Annotated in this window: 16 protein-coding genes; 8 read left to right on the top strand and 8 right to left on the bottom strand. The window is 61.0% G+C overall.

The window, feature by feature from the left end; translation table 11 throughout:
* Nucleotides 1-4 precede the first annotated feature (4 nt).
* The 4 genes from F1002_RS17045 to F1002_RS17030 are packed head-to-tail and all read right to left on the bottom strand — an operon-like array spanning nucleotide 5 to nucleotide 2,184.
* The gene (locus F1002_RS17045; protein ID WP_255584494.1) at nucleotides 5-301 is read right to left on the bottom strand and encodes a GMC oxidoreductase; all 297 of its coding nucleotides are present in this window, start codon (nucleotides 299-301) and stop codon (nucleotides 5-7) included.
* On the bottom strand, nucleotides 267-974 hold the full coding sequence (gene dnaQ / locus F1002_RS17040) for a DNA polymerase III subunit epsilon (protein ID WP_150430247.1): 708 nt from the start codon (nucleotides 972-974) through the stop codon (nucleotides 267-269). Before dnaQ ends, F1002_RS17045 begins: the two co-directional genes overlap by 35 nt.
* Before the next feature lie 9 nt (nucleotides 975-983).
* Nucleotides 984-1,430 (bottom strand): ribonuclease HI, encoded by a 447-nt coding sequence (rnhA, locus tag F1002_RS17035; protein WP_150430246.1) that lies wholly within the window; start codon nucleotides 1,428-1,430, stop codon nucleotides 984-986.
* Nucleotides 1,420-2,184: a class I SAM-dependent methyltransferase gene (locus tag F1002_RS17030; protein ID WP_370452172.1), complete on the bottom strand. Its 765-nt coding sequence runs from the start codon at nucleotides 2,182-2,184 to the stop codon at nucleotides 1,420-1,422. The genes rnhA and F1002_RS17030 overlap by 11 nt, the downstream gene beginning before the upstream one ends.
* Here F1002_RS17030 and gloB point away from each other — a divergent pair.
* Nucleotides 2,165-2,920 (top strand): hydroxyacylglutathione hydrolase, encoded by a 756-nt coding sequence (gene gloB, locus F1002_RS17025; RefSeq protein ID WP_150430245.1) that lies wholly within the window; start codon nucleotides 2,165-2,167, stop codon nucleotides 2,918-2,920. The genes F1002_RS17030 and gloB overlap by 20 nt on opposite strands.
* Here the strand turns inward: gloB and F1002_RS17020 are convergent.
* The 3 genes from F1002_RS17020 to F1002_RS17010 are packed head-to-tail and all read right to left on the bottom strand — an operon-like array spanning nucleotide 2,917 to nucleotide 4,684.
* Entirely contained in the window at nucleotides 2,917-3,309 is a 393-nt protein-coding gene (locus F1002_RS17020; RefSeq protein ID WP_150430244.1) for a response regulator, read from the bottom strand. The two genes, gloB and F1002_RS17020, sit on opposite strands and share 4 nt — an antisense overlap.
* A 5-nt stretch (nucleotides 3,310-3,314) precedes the next feature.
* Entirely contained in the window at nucleotides 3,315-4,256 is a 942-nt protein-coding gene (locus tag F1002_RS17015; RefSeq protein WP_150430243.1) for a diguanylate cyclase, read from the bottom strand.
* A gap of 29 nt (nucleotides 4,257-4,285) precedes the next feature.
* Nucleotides 4,286-4,684: a hypothetical protein gene (locus F1002_RS17010; protein ID WP_150430242.1), complete on the bottom strand. Its 399-nt coding sequence runs from the start codon at nucleotides 4,682-4,684 to the stop codon at nucleotides 4,286-4,288.
* 257 nt (nucleotides 4,685-4,941) lie between these two features.
* Here F1002_RS17010 and F1002_RS17005 point away from each other — a divergent pair, with 257 nt between their 5' ends.
* From F1002_RS17005 to F1002_RS16990, 4 genes are read left to right on the top strand one after another with little or no spacing between them, the layout of a single operon-like run.
* Entirely contained in the window at nucleotides 4,942-8,127 is a 3,186-nt protein-coding gene (locus F1002_RS17005; protein WP_191090453.1) for a DUF748 domain-containing protein, read from the top strand.
* Nucleotides 8,128-8,134: 7 nt separating this feature from the next.
* Nucleotides 8,135-9,460, top strand: coding sequence for a DNA recombination protein RmuC (gene rmuC / locus F1002_RS17000; protein ID WP_191090452.1), 1,326 nt, complete (start codon nucleotides 8,135-8,137; stop codon nucleotides 9,458-9,460).
* Nucleotides 9,444-9,875, top strand: coding sequence for a DUF3293 domain-containing protein (locus F1002_RS16995; RefSeq protein ID WP_150430240.1), 432 nt, complete (start codon nucleotides 9,444-9,446; stop codon nucleotides 9,873-9,875). Before rmuC ends, F1002_RS16995 begins: the two co-directional genes overlap by 17 nt.
* Nucleotides 9,872-12,250, top strand: coding sequence for a serine/threonine protein kinase (locus F1002_RS16990; protein ID WP_150430239.1), 2,379 nt, complete (start codon nucleotides 9,872-9,874; stop codon nucleotides 12,248-12,250). The genes F1002_RS16995 and F1002_RS16990 overlap by 4 nt, the downstream gene beginning before the upstream one ends.
* Before the next feature lie 173 nt (nucleotides 12,251-12,423).
* Here the strand turns inward: F1002_RS16990 and F1002_RS16985 are convergent, their stop codons facing one another.
* Entirely contained in the window at nucleotides 12,424-13,245 is an 822-nt protein-coding gene (locus F1002_RS16985; protein WP_150430238.1) for an outer membrane protein assembly factor BamD, read from the bottom strand.
* A 2-nt stretch (nucleotides 13,246-13,247) separates the two neighbouring features.
* Here F1002_RS16985 and rluD point away from each other — a divergent pair, with 2 nt between their 5' ends.
* The 3 genes from rluD to F1002_RS16970 are packed head-to-tail and all read left to right on the top strand — an operon-like array spanning nucleotide 13,248 to nucleotide 15,733.
* Nucleotides 13,248-14,204 carry a 23S rRNA pseudouridine(1911/1915/1917) synthase RluD gene (gene rluD / locus F1002_RS16980; protein WP_150430237.1) on the top strand — a complete coding sequence of 319 codons (957 nt, stop codon included), beginning with the start codon at nucleotides 13,248-13,250 and terminating at the stop codon, nucleotides 14,202-14,204.
* Between the two features lie 43 nt (nucleotides 14,205-14,247).
* Nucleotides 14,248-14,937 (top strand): peptidoglycan editing factor PgeF, encoded by a 690-nt coding sequence (pgeF, locus tag F1002_RS16975; protein WP_370452171.1) that lies wholly within the window; start codon nucleotides 14,248-14,250, stop codon nucleotides 14,935-14,937.
* A gap of 28 nt (nucleotides 14,938-14,965) precedes the next feature.
* A complete protein-coding gene (locus F1002_RS16970; protein ID WP_150430235.1) occupies nucleotides 14,966-15,733 on the top strand; it encodes a ZIP family metal transporter in 768 nt (255 codons plus the stop codon).
* Nucleotides 15,734-15,741: the final 8 nt, after the last annotated feature.

Raw genomic sequence — 15,741 nt, 5'->3', positions numbered from 1 at the left:
GCCTTCAGAGAATCGCGGGTTTCGGCCTTCCCGTCAAGCTGGCGGCGAGCAAGGATGCATAGTGGGCGACCAGGCCGTAGAGGGAGGGTTGTGGATTGGCACCCATGCTGGTTGGAAACAGCGAACCGTCGTGGATCGACAGATTGTCGACATGGAAATGGCGGCCACTGTCATCGGTGAGCTCGCCTTCCGGGCTGTCGGCCATGGCGCAGCCGCCCATGACGTGGGCGCTGGTGCTGTCCGCCGGCCGAACGACTCGCTTCGGTTCAGGCCTCGGCCTTGGGCAGCCAGAGGCAGGCACCTTTCGATTCCTTGTCGATGGCGGCGAGGATACGGTCGTGTTCGGCCAGTTCCTCTTCGGTGGGGCGGCGCACAAGCAGCGGCTTGCGCTCGCGGACCTGGCCGTCGGCACCGATGTTCGGGCGCGGGGCAGCATCGGGCTCGATCATCAGGGTGTTCTGCCCGCGGGTCATGGCGAGGAAGACATCGGCCAGCAGTTCCGTGTCGAGCAGGGCGCCGTGCAGGGTACGCGTCGAGTTGTCGATTTCGTAGCGTTCGCACAGTGCATCCAGACTGTTGCGTTTGCCCGGATGCAACTCCTTGGCCATTCTCAGCGTATCGGTCACGCCGTCGCAGATGGTCTCGACCGGCACGCGGTCGAGGCGCCGTAATTCGGCGTTGAGGAAGCCGAGGTCGAAGGGCGCGTTGTGAATGATCAGTTCCGCACCGCTGATGAACTCAAGGAATTCGTCAACGATGTCGGCAAACTTCGGCTTGTCGGCCAGGAACTCCAGGGTGATGCCGTGTACCGCCTGGGCGCCGGCATCAATCTCGCGTTCCGGATTGACGTATTTGTGCAGGTGGCGACCGGTCAGCCGCCGGTTTTCCATCTCGATGCAGGCAACTTCGATGATGCGGTGACCCGAACGCGGATCCAGGCCGGTGGTTTCGGTATCGAGAACAATCTGGCGCATGGCGTTTCCTTATTTCTTCAGCTCGTCGATGCCACGGTTGGCCAAGGCGTCGGCGCGTTCGTTTTCCGGGTGGCCGGCGTGGCCCTTGACCCAGATCCATTCCAGCTTGTGCTGGCGAACCAGGGCATCGAGGGTCTGCCACAGATCAGCATTCTTGACCAGCTTCTTGTCCGAGGTCTTCCAGCCGTTGCGTTTCCAGCCGTGAATCCACTCGCTGATGCCTTTCAGCACGTATTGCGAGTCGGTGTAGACCTTGCCGACGACTGGGCGTTTCAGCGCTTCCAGCCCGCGTATCGCTGCGGTCAGTTCCATGCGGTTATTGGTGGTTTCCTTCTCGCCGCCCCACAACTCCTTTTCATGTGGGCCGGAGCGCAGGATGGCTCCCCAGCCGCCGGGGCCTGGGTTGCCCTTGCAGGCGCCGTCGGTAAAAATTTCTATCGTGTCTTCAGTGGCCATGTGTTTCTTTTTGGGTAATGGGGCGCAACGCCTTGGCGCGCACCGGTTTTTTCTTCCAGTTCGGGGTGATCAGGCGCATGCCGTGCATGCGTTTGATGGCGTGCAGCACGTAAACGCCCCCCGAAACGTTCCACCAGCGATCGCCGGGCTGGTCGACCGTTTGCCATCGCTGGAGCCAGCGCAGCCTATCCAGCGGGGGAATGAAACAGCCCAGACTGCCTTGGACGATCTCGAATCCGAGCAGTTTCAGCCAGTCCTTGAGACGGTTCATCGACAGGTAGCTGCCATTCCACGGATATTCGCCGCTCCGGTCGAAGCGGCGCTTCAAACCCCAGAGCGACAGGGGATTGAATCCGATGACGACTAGCTGCCCTTCGGGGATCAGGACGCGTTCGACCTCGCGCAGAATCTGGTGCGGCTCGTCGCTGAACTCCAGAACATGCGGCAGGACAAGCAGATCGGTGCTGTTCGCGGCGATCGGCAAGGCATGGAAATCGCACAGGAAATCGCCGCCGGGCATATCACCGCCCTTCTGGCGGAGGGGAATGCGGTTGGCGCGCAGATAGTCGAGCTGCTGCAAGCCGATTTGCAGCGCATGGTAGCCGAAGATGTCGGTGAGCATGCGGTCGACCTGCGCCAGTTCCCAGTCGAGCACGGAGCGGCCAGCGGCTGACGCGAGCCAGCGATCGAGGCCGGGAATTGACATCCGGGGCGAGTCGCTCGATAGTTCCGGCATGTTTGACGTGTCGTTCATTCCCGCATTCAAGGACAATTACATCTGGCTGCTGACCCTGGGCAAGCGCGCTGTCGTCGTCGACCCCGGCGATGCGGCGCCTGTGCTTGCCAGGCTGGATGCCGACGGACTGACTCTCGAAGGCATCCTGATTACGCATCACCATGCCGATCATCAGGGGGGCGTTGCCGAACTGTCAGCACGCGGTCCGGTCAGGGTCCATGCGCCGGGCAACGAGTCTATCACAGGCTGCACGCACCCCCTGTATGGCGGTGAAGTCATCGATATTCTCGGCCAGCCCGTCACGGTGATGGCCGTGCCCGGGCATACCCTCGGGCATCTGGCCTATCGGGCCGAGGGAGCCCTGTTCTGCGGCGATACACTATTCGGGGCGGGCTGCGGACGACTGTTCGAAGGGTCGCACGCGCAGATGGCCGATTCGCTCGATCGCATTGCTGCCTTGCCGGAGTCGACGCAGATTTACTGCGCCCACGAATACACCGAGATGAATCTGCGCTTTGCGCTGGCGGTCGAACCGGACAACGTCGCCTTGCAGGCCAGGGTGGCGCAGGTGGCATCGCTGCGGGCCGCAGGTCTGCCCAGCGTTCCCTCCAGCTTGGGCGAGGAGAAGGCGACCAATCCCTTCCTGCGTTGCAGCGAGCCTGCCGTGATCGAGGCCGCACTGCAGCATGGTGCGGCCGCGCGCGACCGGGTTTCGGTCTTTGCGGCCATACGGGGCTGGAGAAACGGTTTTTAGGGCTTTCTCTGCAGGATGCGGCTGCGGGCCTTGGCCAGCGTGTCCAGTACCCGGGCTGCGTTGAACGGCTTGATGATGAAGCCGCTTGCTCCGTTCAGTATCGATTCCTGCACCGTTTCCGGGTCGGAACTGCTGGTCACCATGATGATCTCGACGTTCGGCTGTGCTGCCTTGATCTCGGCGAGGGCAGCGATGCCGTTCTTCTCCGGCATCATCACGTCCATGCAAACGATGTCCGGCTTGAGGCGGCTGACGATTTCGACGGCGACCGATCCATTGCGGGCCTCGCCGACGACGTCGTATTCCTGATTGCGCAACATCCCCCGCAGGATGCTGCGCATCATGTCGTTGTCGTCGGCAATGACGATGGAGATTCTGCGCTTATTCATGTTGCTCAAGCGGCGTCCGCCCGGCAAATCCGGTCTCGCCCTTCCTGCTTTGCGCGGTACAGGGCCTTGGTGGCAGCCTGAATCAGGTCGTCCGGCGGGTTGTCGAAACCCGGCGCGGCAGAGGCGATGCCGATGCTCAGGCTGACCTGGCCGAAAGGCGAGGAGGGATGGGGGATTTTCAGTTCCTGTACGCCGCTGCGGATTTTCTCGGCCACCATCAGCGCGCCGCCGATGGATGTCTCCGCCAGAATGACCGCGAACTCTTCTCCGCCGTAGCGGGCGACGGTATCGGAAGGACGCTCCGAGTGCCGGCTGATGATTGCCGCGAGCTTGCGCAGGCAGGCATCACCGGCCGTGCGGCCGTAGGTGTCGTTGTAGAGCTTGAGATAGTCGACGTCGCATATCAGCAGGGCCACCGGGTTGGAGTGGCGACGGGCGCGCCGCCATTCAACCGACAGGGCTTCCTCGAAATAGCGCCGGTTGGCAATGCCGGTCAGGCTGTCGCTGGATGAGATGCGGATCAGTTCCTGATTCGCGGCATCGAGCTTGCGCGTCAGCGAAAGGAGTGAGGTGCGCATCAGGACCAGGCGTTGCATGGCGCGAATCTTCGCGCCCAGGGCAATCTCGCTGATCGGACTCAGCAGGTAGTCATCGCCGCCGGCGGCAATGCCTTTCTCGATGTTGTCGTCCTGTTCGGCTGGCGACAGGAAAATGATGGGTGTCCAGTCGCCCGGTTTTTCCGTGGCCCGTATCTGACGCGTCAGCGCAAGGCCTTCGATGGAGGGCGAGGCAATGTCGAGCAGGATGAGATCGGGTGCCTCGCTTGCGAATGATTCAAGCGCGGCTTCGCTGCTTTCGGCGCCGATGGCAAGCGCGCCACAACGTTCGACGTACTGCTTGAGCAGGGATGGGGTGGATCGGCTGTCTTCGACAATGAGTATTTTCATGGAGAGGCCGCGAACACGATTGTCTCAGTCTAACGGCAATACTGGCTGAAGAAAACCAGTGCGCCTATTGCAATACTCACCGCGACCGCGCCCCACGCGATCCCCCAAATCAGGGACTGCCGGGTTTGATGATGGGCGGAACGCTGTTTGTATTGAAGATAGCGCTGAACTTCACCGAGAGTCAGGATGGCCGAAAAGGCAAAAAAGATCATGCCGACGAACATGGCGATAATGCTGCCGTTGGTCATTTCCTGGCAGGAAGCGCCCGTGCGGCGCATGAAGACAAGAATGGCGTCGGTTTTGAAGGCAAAGGTCGCCACCAGGTAGGCAAGCCCGGCAAACGTGCCAATCAATCCGATGCCCAGCCAGGTTTGCCAGCGCTTGAGTTGGCTCAATGCGCCACCGATTTCGTCAATCAACCACTTCATATGTTTGTGCTTATACGGGTGTGTGTTACTGGTATGCTAGATTCAGTGATCCAGAGCAATAGAGGCAGAATATCATGGTGGAGCGGGGGGCGAATCATTCAGTAGCATTGTTACGACTTTCTGCTGCGCTCAAATCCCGGCGTAGCCTGAATGTCGGGAAATGGCTGCTTATATTTCTGCTTGTTTTCGGCGCTTTTGGTTATTTTGCCGCGCCACCGCTTGTAAAGAGCATTTTACTCAAGCAACTCTCGCAGCAGTTGCACCGCGAAGTCAGTATCGAACGGATCGCCATCCATCCTTACGCGCTTTCCGCCCGGGTGAACGGGCTGTCGATCAAGGCCGAGGGCGGCCGGGAGGTGGCCGGTTTCGACGAGCTTTTCGTCAACCTGTCCTCGGCATCGCTGTTCAAGCTGGCTGCCGTCGTCGATGAGATCCGTCTTGAAGGTTTGCGCGTTGCCGTAACCCGAGTGGCCGATGGCCGTTACGACATTTCGGATCTGCTCGACGAGTGGATGAAGCCCAAGGACGAGCCGGATACCGGCACGCCGCGTTTTTCCCTGAACAACATCCAGTTGATCAACGGCAAGATCGTGTTCGACGACCAGCCGAAAGGCAAGGTGCATACGATCAGCGACATCAATCTGTCGCTGCCCTTCGTGTCGAGCCTGCCGTACCAGGCCGAGGTGCTGCTCAATCCGTCGTTTTTCGCCAGCATCAACGGCGCGCCGCTGGCACTGACCGGAAGCAGCAAGCCGTTTTCGGCGACGCATGAAAGCCACCTGAATCTCGACCTGGATCGCTTCGATTTGGCCGTCCTGCAGCCCTATCTGCCCGAGTCGCTGCCGTTCAGGCTGGCGGCCGGAACGCTCGACACGGAAATGAAGGCCATGTTCAAGGAGGTTTCCGACAAGGTTTATTCCGTTTCGATTGTCGGGGCCGCCCATGTTTCGGGGCTGAATCTGACCGAGACCAATGCGGCACCGTTGCTTGCCTGGAAGCGGCTCGATGTCGAACTCGACAATGTCGATCCGATCAATCGCATTGCGGCAGTCAAGCGCATCGGACTCGACGGCCCGGTGTTCAGCCTGGCGGTGACCAAGCAGGGCGAATTCAACGTTTTCCGGGTACTGGAAAAAATGGCTGCCAAGGCGCCGGAAAAAGCGGAACCGCCGGCTGCACCTGGAAAGCCGTTCGCCTGGACGCTGGGTGAGTTCGCGCTGACCAACGGCCTGTTGCGCTGGCAGGATGAGTCGAACGCTGTGCCGGTGGCGGGTGAAGTACGAAATCTCCACGTAGCGGTCGGCAAGGTCGACCACAAACTGGTCGAACCGATAGAGATTGCCGAGGTGGCTTATCAGGTCGATCTCGGCGAGCGTTTCCGTGTTGAGAAAATGTCGGTCAAAGGCATCAAGATCGATTTGCCCGGGCATCGTATCGATATCGCCGAGGTAATCAATGCGGGGGCGCGTGCCCGCATGTTGCGCAACAAGTCGGGCAAGATCGAATGGGTCAGTTCGCCGGTGTTGAAGACCATCCGTGCCAGCGATGCCAAGCTAGAGGCCAAAGCCAAGGAAGAAAAGCCGTGGATCGGCAAGGTCGGCAAGCTCGCCATAGAGGGTCTGGGCTTCAGGTTCGAGGATCAGACGACCCAACCGGTTGCCGTTCAGGAAATCGACGGGTTCAACCTGCACGGCGAGGGGCTGACCAACGAACCGAACCAGAAGGGCAGGATTGCCCTGAAGACCACGATCAACAAGAAGGGCAGCCTGAACGTCGATGGCAGTCTGCAGGTCTATCCGCTGGATGTGGCGGTCAAGGTCGAGACGCTGGCTGTTCCGCTGCTGCCGCTCGAACCGTATCTCGGCCAGTTCCTGAATGTCTCGGTGAATCGTGGGCAGGTTTCGAACAAGGGTGAGGCCACGGCCAAGCTCGACACCGCAGGCCTGAAGGCGGGTTACAAGGGCAATTTCACACTGGGGGATTTCGTCGCTGTCGACAAGGCGAACAGTGCCGATTTCCTCAAATGGAAGTCGCTTTACTTCGGTGGCATCGACTTCAGGCTGGAGCCGATGGCCATCAATATCGGCGAGATCGCGCTGACCGATTTTTACTCGCGCCTGATCCTGAACAAGGACGGCAAGCTGAACGTGGCCGATATCGTCAGGAAACCGGATACAGACGCCGCCGCGAAGCCGGAGAGCAAACCGGATGCGACCAAGATGGCTGACAAGGCCCCCGCCAAGGCCCCCGCCAAGGCCCCGGTGCCGATCAAGATCGCCAAGATCACGCTGCAGAACGGTACGGTGAATTTCTCGGACTTTTTTGTCAAACCGAACTACACGGTGAATCTGACCAAACTGGGCGGTCGGGTCAGCGGCCTGTCGTCGGCGGCCGATACCGTCGCTGACATGGAGGTGCGCGGCAAGTACGCCAATTCGGCACCGGTACAGATACTGGCCAAGCTGAACCCGCTGGCCGCCAAGTCCTATCTGGATTTGAAAGCCGATATCACGGGTATCGATCTGACCGGGTTCTCACCCTATTCAGGCAAGTACGCCGGCTACGCCATCGAGAAGGGCAAGCTGTCTCTCAATGTTGCCTACAAGCTGGAAAACAACCAGCTGGCTGCAGAGAATCGCCTGTTCATCGATCAGTTCACCTTTGGCGACAAGGTCGAAAGTCCGGATGCCACGAAGCTGCCGGTCAATCTGGCCATTTCGCTGCTCAAGAACAATCGCGGCGAAATCGACCTCAATCTGCCGATATCCGGTTCGCTGGATGATCCGCAGTTTTCCGTCGGTGGCCTGATCGTCAAGGTGATCGTGAACCTGATCGTCAAGGCTGCAACCTCGCCATTTGCCTTGCTGGGTTCGATGTTCGGTGGTGGCGAAGAGCTTTCCAACGTCGAGTTTGCCGCCGGCCGGGCGGGGTTCGATGCTGCCGCGACAAAGAAGCTGGAGACTCTGGCCAAGGCGTTGGTCGAGCGCAATTCACTGAAACTGGAGATTGCCGGCCGTGCCGATCCGGAAAGCGACAAGGAGGGGGTCAAGCGGGTTGCCATCGAGCGCGCCATGAAGGCCGAGAAGCTGAAGGATCTTAAGAAGGCGGGTGAAGGCAAGTCGCTGGACGATATCGAGATTGCCCCCGAGGAATACAAGACCTACCTGACCCGTGCCTACAAGGAAGCAAAATTCCCGAAGCCGCGTAACGTTGTCGGGTTGCAGAAGGACCTGCCGGTCGAGGAAATGGAAAAGCTAATGCTGACCAACCTGCCGGCCAGCGACGACGACATCAGGACCCTGGCTGACCGTCGGGCCGAGGCCGTGCAGAGTTGGCTGGTCGAGCAGGGCAAGGTGCCGCCCGAACGGGTTTTCCTGTTGCCGCCGAAGGTCGAGCATGACGACAAGGGCAAGGGTAGCCGCGCCGATTTTTCCTTGAGATAAGCAGTCGATGAGTGAAACGATGGGGCTGGCTGTCATGGCCGGCATGATGGTGGTCATCCTGTTGCAGGTGGCGGTGTTGTTGCGGGGCAACCGCAGGCAGGACGACGAGCAGCGTTTCCGCGTCCTGCAGGAGACGCAGGAAAAAGGCTTGATGCGCCTGGAGCGGGAGTTGCGCGAGGAGTTGGCGCGCGGTCGCCGCGAAGATGCGGAAGAAGCGTTTCGTGATCGCGAGGAGCGCGCCCAGTCCTCCACCTTGCTCAGTCAGGCGGTGACCACGCAGGTCGGTCAGTTCGGGGCGCTGCAGGCCGAGCGCCTGGAAGCCTTCGCCCGCGAACTGAACCGCTTTTCGCTGGGGCTCGACGAACGTTTCGAGCGCCTGAAGCTGACCGTCGAGGGCCGCCTGACGGCGATGCAGGCCGACAATGCCAACAAGCTCGAGGAGATGCGCCGAACCGTCGATGAAAAGCTGCACGCCACGCTGGAGCAGCGCCTGGGCGAATCGTTCAAGCTGGTCAGCGACCGTCTGGAGCAGGTGCATCGCGGTCTCGGTGAAATGCAGACCCTGGCTGCCGGGGTGGGCGACCTCAAGCGCGTGCTGACCAACGTCAAGACGCGTGGTACCTGGGGCGAGGTACAACTCTCGGCCTTGCTCGAACAATTGCTCACCGCCGATCAATTCGCCGCCAATGTGGCGACCAAGCCGGGGAGCGGCGAGCGTGTCGATTTCGCCATCCGCCTGCCGGGTAAGGAAGACGGGGCCGAGGTCTGGTTGCCGCTCGATGCCAAATTCCCCATCGAGGATTACCAGCGCCTGATCGATGCGCAGGAGCCGGCCGCCATCGAGGAGGCGGCCAAGGCCATCGAGGTGCGCCTGAAGAACGAGGCGAAGAGCATCCGCGAAAAATACGTCGCGCCGCCGCATACCACGGACTTTGCCATCCTTTACCTGCCTATCGAGGGGCTGTATGCCGAGGCGCTGCGCCGCCCCGGCTTGGCCGAGGTGCTGCAGCGCAACTATCGTGTCAGCCTAGCTGGCCCGACCACGCTGGCAGCGATGTTGAACAGCCTGCAAATGGGCTTCCGCACGCTGGCCATCGAGCAACGCTCGGCCGAGGTGTGGGCCGTGCTGGGGGCGGTGAAGACCGAGTTTGGCAAGTTCGGTGAAGCGCTGGCGCACACGCGGAAGAAGCTCGACGAAGCGAGCAACAGCATCGCCAAGGCCGAGACGCGGACGCGACAGCTGTCGCGCAAGCTGAAGGAAGTCGAGGCCTTGCCGGTGGCGGATTCGGAACAACTGATCGGGGGGGCGGATTTCGATGGCGAAGACGAGTGAGCTTGATGCGGCCTACAGGGCAACGACCTACCGGGTATTCCTGCCCGGCGGCCTGTGCGACCTGAGGGTCGGCCAAGCCAGCGAGGCATTGCGGTGTTGGCTGGAGACCGCCGGTTGTACCCGGTTTGCGGTGATAACCGCTTACAACCCGGGCTCCGTCGCGACTGACGAGTCGGTCAATGCCGAGCGGCAGGCTGCGCTTGAGTGCGATCTGCTGGAGGGGAACTACGAGCCTTATGCGGCCCAGAACCTGCCGGATGCGCCTGATGCACCGCAGGAAGAAAGCTGTTTCGTTCCCGATCTGGCCGAGGAGGATGCCTGTGCATTGGCCGGGGATTACGGGCAGAATGCGCTTATCAGCGGGGGGGCCGACGGCGTGCCGCATCTGGTCTGGATTGAAGAAATCGAAAAATGAGCCGAAAGATTGGGCGTTTCGAAGTCAAAAGAGAGTTGGGGCGGGGGGCGCAGAGCGTCGTCTATCTGGGATTCGATCCCCAGTTGCAACGCGAAATTGCCATCAAGACCCTGCATTTCGCGCGTCCCGATCCGCTTCATAACCAGAGTCTGCTAGCCGAAGCGCGGGCTGTCGGGCGCATGCGCCATCCCGGTATCGTGCCGATTTTCGAGGCAGGCGAGGAGGGAGGGGATCTCTACCTCGTGTTCGAATACGTGCCAGGCAAGAACCTCGCGGAATTCCTGGCGCAGAGTGGGGCCTTGCCACCGGTCAAGGCCGTCAGCATCATGCGCCCCATTCTCGATGCGGTGTCCCACGCCCATGCCCAGGGAATCATCCACCGCGACCTGAAGCCATCGAACATTCTGCTCGACGACGACGGTACGCCACGGGTCATGGATTTCGGCATTGCTGCGCGCCTCGATGCGACGGGTGACGAGGCTGAGCAGATTATCGGGACGCCGGCGTACATGGCGCCCGAGTACATCCTGAATCGCGAGATCAGCGAACGTTCCGATGTTTTCTCGGCGGGCGCGATATTGTTCGAAATGCTTGTCGGCCAGCGTGCCTTTGTCGGCGACAGTCTACAGGCGGTGCTCAAGCGCATTACGAGTGTCGATCTGACGCTGCCCGAGGGAACGGGGGTCGATGATCGCCTGCGCCCCATCCTGTTGAAAGCGGTCGCGCGGGACCCGGCGCTGCGCTTCCAGACGGCGGCCCAGTTTGCCGAGGCGCTCGACAACTACCTTGAGCCGGAGGACGACCTGCCGGCGACGGGGAGCCGGCAATCGACCATCGACTTCCTGCTCCGCCGGATGCGTCACAAGAGCGATTTTCCCGCGCTCTCCGAATCGGTCACCGCCATCAACCGGATCGCCAATAGCGAAACCGAGAGTATCGACAAGCTATCGAACACCATCCTCAAGGATTTCGCGCTGACCAACAAACTGCTGCGCCTGGTGAACTCGGCCTACTTCAGGCCGGCTGGCGGCGGGAGCGTCAGTACGGTGTCGCGGGCAGTGGTGGTTCTCGGTTTCGAAGCGGTCCGCAACATCGCGATTACCGTATTGCTGTTCGAGCACCTCCAGAACAAGGGGAATGCCAACCAGCTGAAGGAAGATTTCCTGCGCGCGAACCTGGCTGGCGTACTGTCCAAGGATATCGGGGCCGCTGCGCAGATGCGCGACCTCGAGCAGTCGTTCATCTGCTCGCTTTTCCACAGCCTGGGGCGCTTGCTGTCGCAATACTATTTTCCCGAGGAGTCCGACGAAATTCGCCGGATCATCGCGCAAAAGACATGTTCCGAGGAACTCGCCGCCCGCCAGGTTCTGGGCATTTCGTTCGAGGAACTGGGTGTCGCCATCGCACGCCAGTGGGGCTTCCCGCCGCTGATCGTCAGTACCATACGGAGCTTGCCGGCCGGTCCGGTCCGCACTCCGGTGCAGCAGGAAGATCGTCTGCGCGTCCTTGCCGGATTCTCCAACGAATTGTGCGACGTCATCGCCCAGGCCACACCCGAGGCGCGTGACCGTGAGTTGAAGCGGACCATGGCGCGCTATGCCGAGGCCGTCGCCCTGGACCAGACGGACATACTCCGAACGGTTCAGCGTGCCGTCGAGGAGGTGGCCGATTTTGCCCGCGTCGTTCATCTCAACCTGCAGCAGACGACGTTCGGCAAACAGATGCGTCTTTTTGCCAAGGGAGCGGCAGTCGATTCGCCCGCCGGAGCGGAGGGGCATGATACGAACTATGCAGACAGCACCGTGTTGCTGGAGCCCGACCCGCTGGCCGGCGGCGGAGGCGGCAATGGCGAACCGCAGGTCGATGCCCAGGCGGTTCTGACGGCCGGAATTCAGGATATCAGCAATACGCTGATCGACGGTTTTCAGCTCAACGACATCTTGCGCATCATTCTCGAAACCATGTATCGGGCCATGGGGTTTCGACGCGTCGTGCTGTGCATTCGCGATGCCAAGGCCGGGGTCATGCAGGGACGTTTCGGTTTCGGCCCGGATGCCAATGAGGTGGCACGTGCCTTTCGTTTCACGCTGAGTTTCACTCCGGACATTTTTCACGCGGCCACGTCGAAGGGAGTCGATATCCTGATCAGCGACATCGACGATCCGAAGATCGCCAGCCGGATTCCGGACTGGTATCGCAAGGCGGTGCCCGCGCATTCCTTCGTTCTGTTTCCGCTCAACATCAAGAACAATCCGGTGGCGCTGATCTATGCCGATCGCGACGAGCCGGGCGGTATCGCGATTCCTGAAAAGGAACTGCAATTGCTGCGTACCTTGCGCAATCAGGCGATTTTGGCGATCAAGCAGGGGAGTTGACGTCCTCGGCCGGACTGCAGGTCGTTGTGGCCCGGGGCGTGCCGGCGTGATAAAGCGGGGTTGCTTGCCGGTCCGTTTGCGGGCCGGTCGTCAGGTAGAGCTTGCGCAAGGCAATGCCCCACAAAAAAATGCCCGCGTTGTGCGGGCATTTTTCTTTGATCAGCTTCGTTGGCTTACCAGAGCTTCCACCAGGCGGTCTTGCGTTCCAGGCCATCCTTGTAGAAACGGCTGTTCGGGAAGTTCTTCTTCATCACGCGGTCCGCGTCGTCACGCAAATCGGTCATGCCCAGTTTGTCGTAGGCGGTGAGCATGATGAACATCGCTTCTTCGATGGCCGGTGCCTGCGGATAGGTCTTGATTGCGTACTGGGCGCGGTTGGCCGCGGCAATGTATGCACCCCGCTTCACGTAGTAGCGCGCAACGTGGACTTCAAGCGATGCCATGGCGTTGACCAGGTAGTTCATGCGCAGCGTCGCATCCGGCGTGTATTTGCTGTTCGGGAAGCGGGTTACCAGTTCCTTGAAGGCTTCGAACGATTCACGGGCGGCTTTCGGGTCACGCTCGGTGGGATCCTGCGAACTGACGTATGCCGTCAGGCCGAGATCTTCGTTGAAGTTGATCAGGCCCTTCAGGTAATAGACGTAGTCGACCGCCGGATGGCTGGGGTGCAGCTTGATGAAGCGGTCGCAGGCAGCGAGGGCGGAACCGGACTCGTTCGCCTTCCAGTACACGTAGCCCAGTTCGAGCTGCGCCTGCTGGGCGTAGCGGCCGTAAGGAAAACGGGCCTCCAGCTTTTCCAGATACTTGGCCGATTTGTCCCATGCGCCTTCGCCCTGGGCATCCTTTGCCTCGGAGTAAAGTTTGCTGGCAGACCAGCCGCTGGTCTCGTCGTATTTTTCCGAGGTGCCGCAGCCCGCAATGAGGGTCGCCACAAATAGTGCCAGCAATGTGCGGATGAGGGCAGGGAAAGACGGGAATGCGGGTAAACTTCGCATCTATGAATGATCCTATTGAAGATTCCGGCGATTATAGCCGAACTGAACCGCTCCGCCTGACCGTTCCCGAGGCATCCACCGGCCGTCGGCTCGATCAGGTGCTGGCCGACCTGTTGCCCCAGCATTCGCGCAATCGTTTGCAGGGCTGGGTCAAGGATGGCTGCGTGCTGGTCGATGACAAGTTGGAAACCGAGACCAAGCGGAAACTGCTGGGCGGCCAGGTGCTGCTGATTGAAGAGCCGGAAGAGGCCCGCAATCAGGTTGACCAGCCTGAAGACATTCCGCTCGACGTCGTTTACGAGGATGAGACGCTGCTGGTGATCAACAAGCCTGCCGGCCTGGTCGTCCATCCCGGCAGCGGCAACTGGAGCGGAACGCTGATGAACGCCCTGCTGCACCATGTGCCGGGCATCGACCTGATTCCTCGAGCCGGTATCGTCCACCGGCTGGACAAGGACACCAGCGGATTGATGGTGGTCGCCAAGACCCTGGAGGCGCAGACCGATCTGGTTCGCCAGTTGCAGGCGCGGACCGTCAAGCGTATTTACCTGGCCTTTGCGGCGGGCGTGATCAAGAAGGACGGCGGAGTCGATTCGCCTATCGGCCGGCACCCGACGCAGCGCATCAAGATGGCGGTCGTTCCGGAGAACCGTGGCGGAAAGCCGGCCTTGACCTGGTATCGCGTTCTCGATTCCTTCCCCTACTGCACCTTCGTCGAGTGTTCGCTGGAAACCGGGCGAACCCACCAGATTCGTGTCCATCTCGCTTCGATCAACCATCCCCTGGTCGGCGATCCGGTATATGGCAAGAACAACCCCAAGCTGCCGGCGTTCCCGCGTCAGGCGCTGCATGCCACGCGGCTCGGCCTCGTTCATCCGCTGACCGGCCTCAAGATGCAATGGGAGGTGCCGATGCCCGAGGATATGCGGAACCTGCTCGATACCCTGCGCTATGGATGAGTGGGTGCTTCCCGATTGGCCGGCTCCGGCCACGGTGCGCGCCATGCAAACGACGCGCCGTGGTGGCTGCAGTGCTGCGCCGTGGGATAGTCTGAATCTCGGCGATCACGTCGGCGATGATCCGGCCTGCGTCCTGGTAAATCGTGCACGCTTGCGCAGCCGCTTGCCGGGTGAGCCGGCCTGGCTCAAACAGGTGCATGGTACGCAGGTGGTTGAGGCGATGCCGGACGTTTCCCCGGTCATCGAGGCGGATGCCGCTTTTGCCCGCCAATCAGGGGCAGTCTGTGTGGTCATGACGGCCGATTGCCTGCCGGTGCTATTCTGCAACCGTGCCGGGACGGTCGTGGCAGCGGCCCATGCCGGCTGGCGCGGCCTTCAGGCAGGCGTGCTGGAGGCGACCATCGCCGCCATGGCCGTAGCGCCGGGCGAGTTGCTGACCTGGCTGGGGCCGGCGATCGGGCCGGCCCGCTTCGAGGTGGGTGACGAGGTTCGGGCAGCATTCATTGGTAGCAATCCTGGCGCTGCGGAGGCATTTGTACCCTCGTCTCCGGGCAAGTGGCTGGCCGATATCTATCTGCTGGCGAAGCACCGCCTGCGTGCAGCCGGTCTGACATCGATTCACGGCGGGGGGCTGTGTACGGTCAGCGACGGCGAACGATATTTCTCCTACCGTCGCGACGGCGTGACCGGTCGCATGGCGACGCTGATCTGGCTGGCTGCCGACGGCGTATAATCCGGCGCTTTGCATCAGGCCGACATTCGTGAGCACATTATCCTGGATCATTGCCGTATCTCTGGCCGGCGGCGCGCTGAGCGTTGCTGCCGCGGCGGCACTGAGCCTCTCGGTCGGGGTCCATCGGGTCAATATCCTGATCTCGTACGCTATCGGTGCCTTGCTTGGCGCGGCATTCCTGGAAATTCTGCCGCATGCGCTCGAGCATGGCGATCCGCACAAGATGGCGGCCACCGTGCTCTTCGGGATCATGGTCTTTTTCGTTCTTGAAAAACTGGTGCTCTGGCGGCATTGCCACCACGATCACTGCGAGGCGCACGAAGCCCATGCCCCGGCTCACGACCATGGGCGCTCGGGTCTCCTGATCCTTGTCGGCGATACATTCCACAACTTCGTAGACGGCATCCTCATCGCCGCGGCTTTTCTGGAAAACACCGAACTCGGGATTGTTACGGCGCTCGCCATCATTGCCCACGAAATTCCGCAGGAAGTCGGCGATTACCTGATTCTCCTGCATTCCGGCTACAGCAAGCTCAAGGCGCTGGCCTTCAACCTGTTGTCCAGCCTGGCGACACTGGCCGGTGCAATGCTGGCCTATTTCGCCCTGTCGGAACTGACCGAATGGATTCCGACCCTGCTCGGCCTGGCTGCGGCCAGCATGATCTACGTCGCGGTTGCCGACCTGATACCGGGGCTGCACAAACGCACGGAACTGAAGGCGACACTGCAGCAGGTTCTGCTCATCGGGTCTGGCATCGCTTCCATCGTCCTGGTCAGGGCATTGGTCGGCGAATAGGCACGACC

The sequence above is a fragment of the Dechloromonas sp. CZR5 genome (genome assembly GCF_008711155.1).
Lineage (GTDB): Bacteria > Pseudomonadota > Gammaproteobacteria > Burkholderiales > Rhodocyclaceae > Azonexus.
The sequence above is the reverse complement of the archived record's forward strand: the minus strand, read 5'-3'. Positions and strand labels throughout refer to the sequence as shown.

What these genes read in the sequence shown, in the direction of transcription:
- dnaQ (WP_150430247.1), bottom strand. Translation starts at nt 974, where the DNA reads ATGCGCCAGATTGTTCTCGATACCGAAACCACCGGCCTGGATCCGCGT.
- rnhA (WP_150430246.1), bottom strand. Translation starts at nt 1,430, where the DNA reads ATGGCCACTGAAGACACGATAGAAATTTTTACCGACGGCGCCTGCAAG.
- F1002_RS17015 (WP_150430243.1), bottom strand. Translation starts at nt 4,256, where the DNA reads ATGAAAATACTCATTGTCGAAGACAGCCGATCCACCCCATCCCTGCTC.
- F1002_RS17010 (WP_150430242.1), bottom strand. Translation starts at nt 4,684, where the DNA reads ATGAAGTGGTTGATTGACGAAATCGGTGGCGCATTGAGCCAACTCAAG.
- pgeF (WP_370452171.1), top strand. Translation starts at nt 14,248, where the DNA reads ATGCAAACGACGCGCCGTGGTGGCTGCAGTGCTGCGCCGTGGGATAGT.
- rmuC (WP_191090452.1), top strand. Translation starts at nt 8,135, where the DNA reads ATGAGTGAAACGATGGGGCTGGCTGTCATGGCCGGCATGATGGTGGTC.
- gloB (WP_150430245.1), top strand. Translation starts at nt 2,165, where the DNA reads ATGTTTGACGTGTCGTTCATTCCCGCATTCAAGGACAATTACATCTGG.
- F1002_RS16995 (WP_150430240.1), top strand. Translation starts at nt 9,444, where the DNA reads ATGGCGAAGACGAGTGAGCTTGATGCGGCCTACAGGGCAACGACCTAC.
- F1002_RS16985 (WP_150430238.1), bottom strand. Translation starts at nt 13,245, where the DNA reads ATGCGAAGTTTACCCGCATTCCCGTCTTTCCCTGCCCTCATCCGCACA.
- F1002_RS17030 (WP_370452172.1), bottom strand. Translation starts at nt 2,184, where the DNA reads ATGAACGACACGTCAAACATGCCGGAACTATCGAGCGACTCGCCCCGG.
- F1002_RS16990 (WP_150430239.1), top strand. Translation starts at nt 9,872, where the DNA reads ATGAGCCGAAAGATTGGGCGTTTCGAAGTCAAAAGAGAGTTGGGGCGG.
- F1002_RS17020 (WP_150430244.1), bottom strand. Translation starts at nt 3,309, where the DNA reads ATGAATAAGCGCAGAATCTCCATCGTCATTGCCGACGACAACGACATG.
- rluD (WP_150430237.1), top strand. Translation starts at nt 13,248, where the DNA reads ATGAATGATCCTATTGAAGATTCCGGCGATTATAGCCGAACTGAACCG.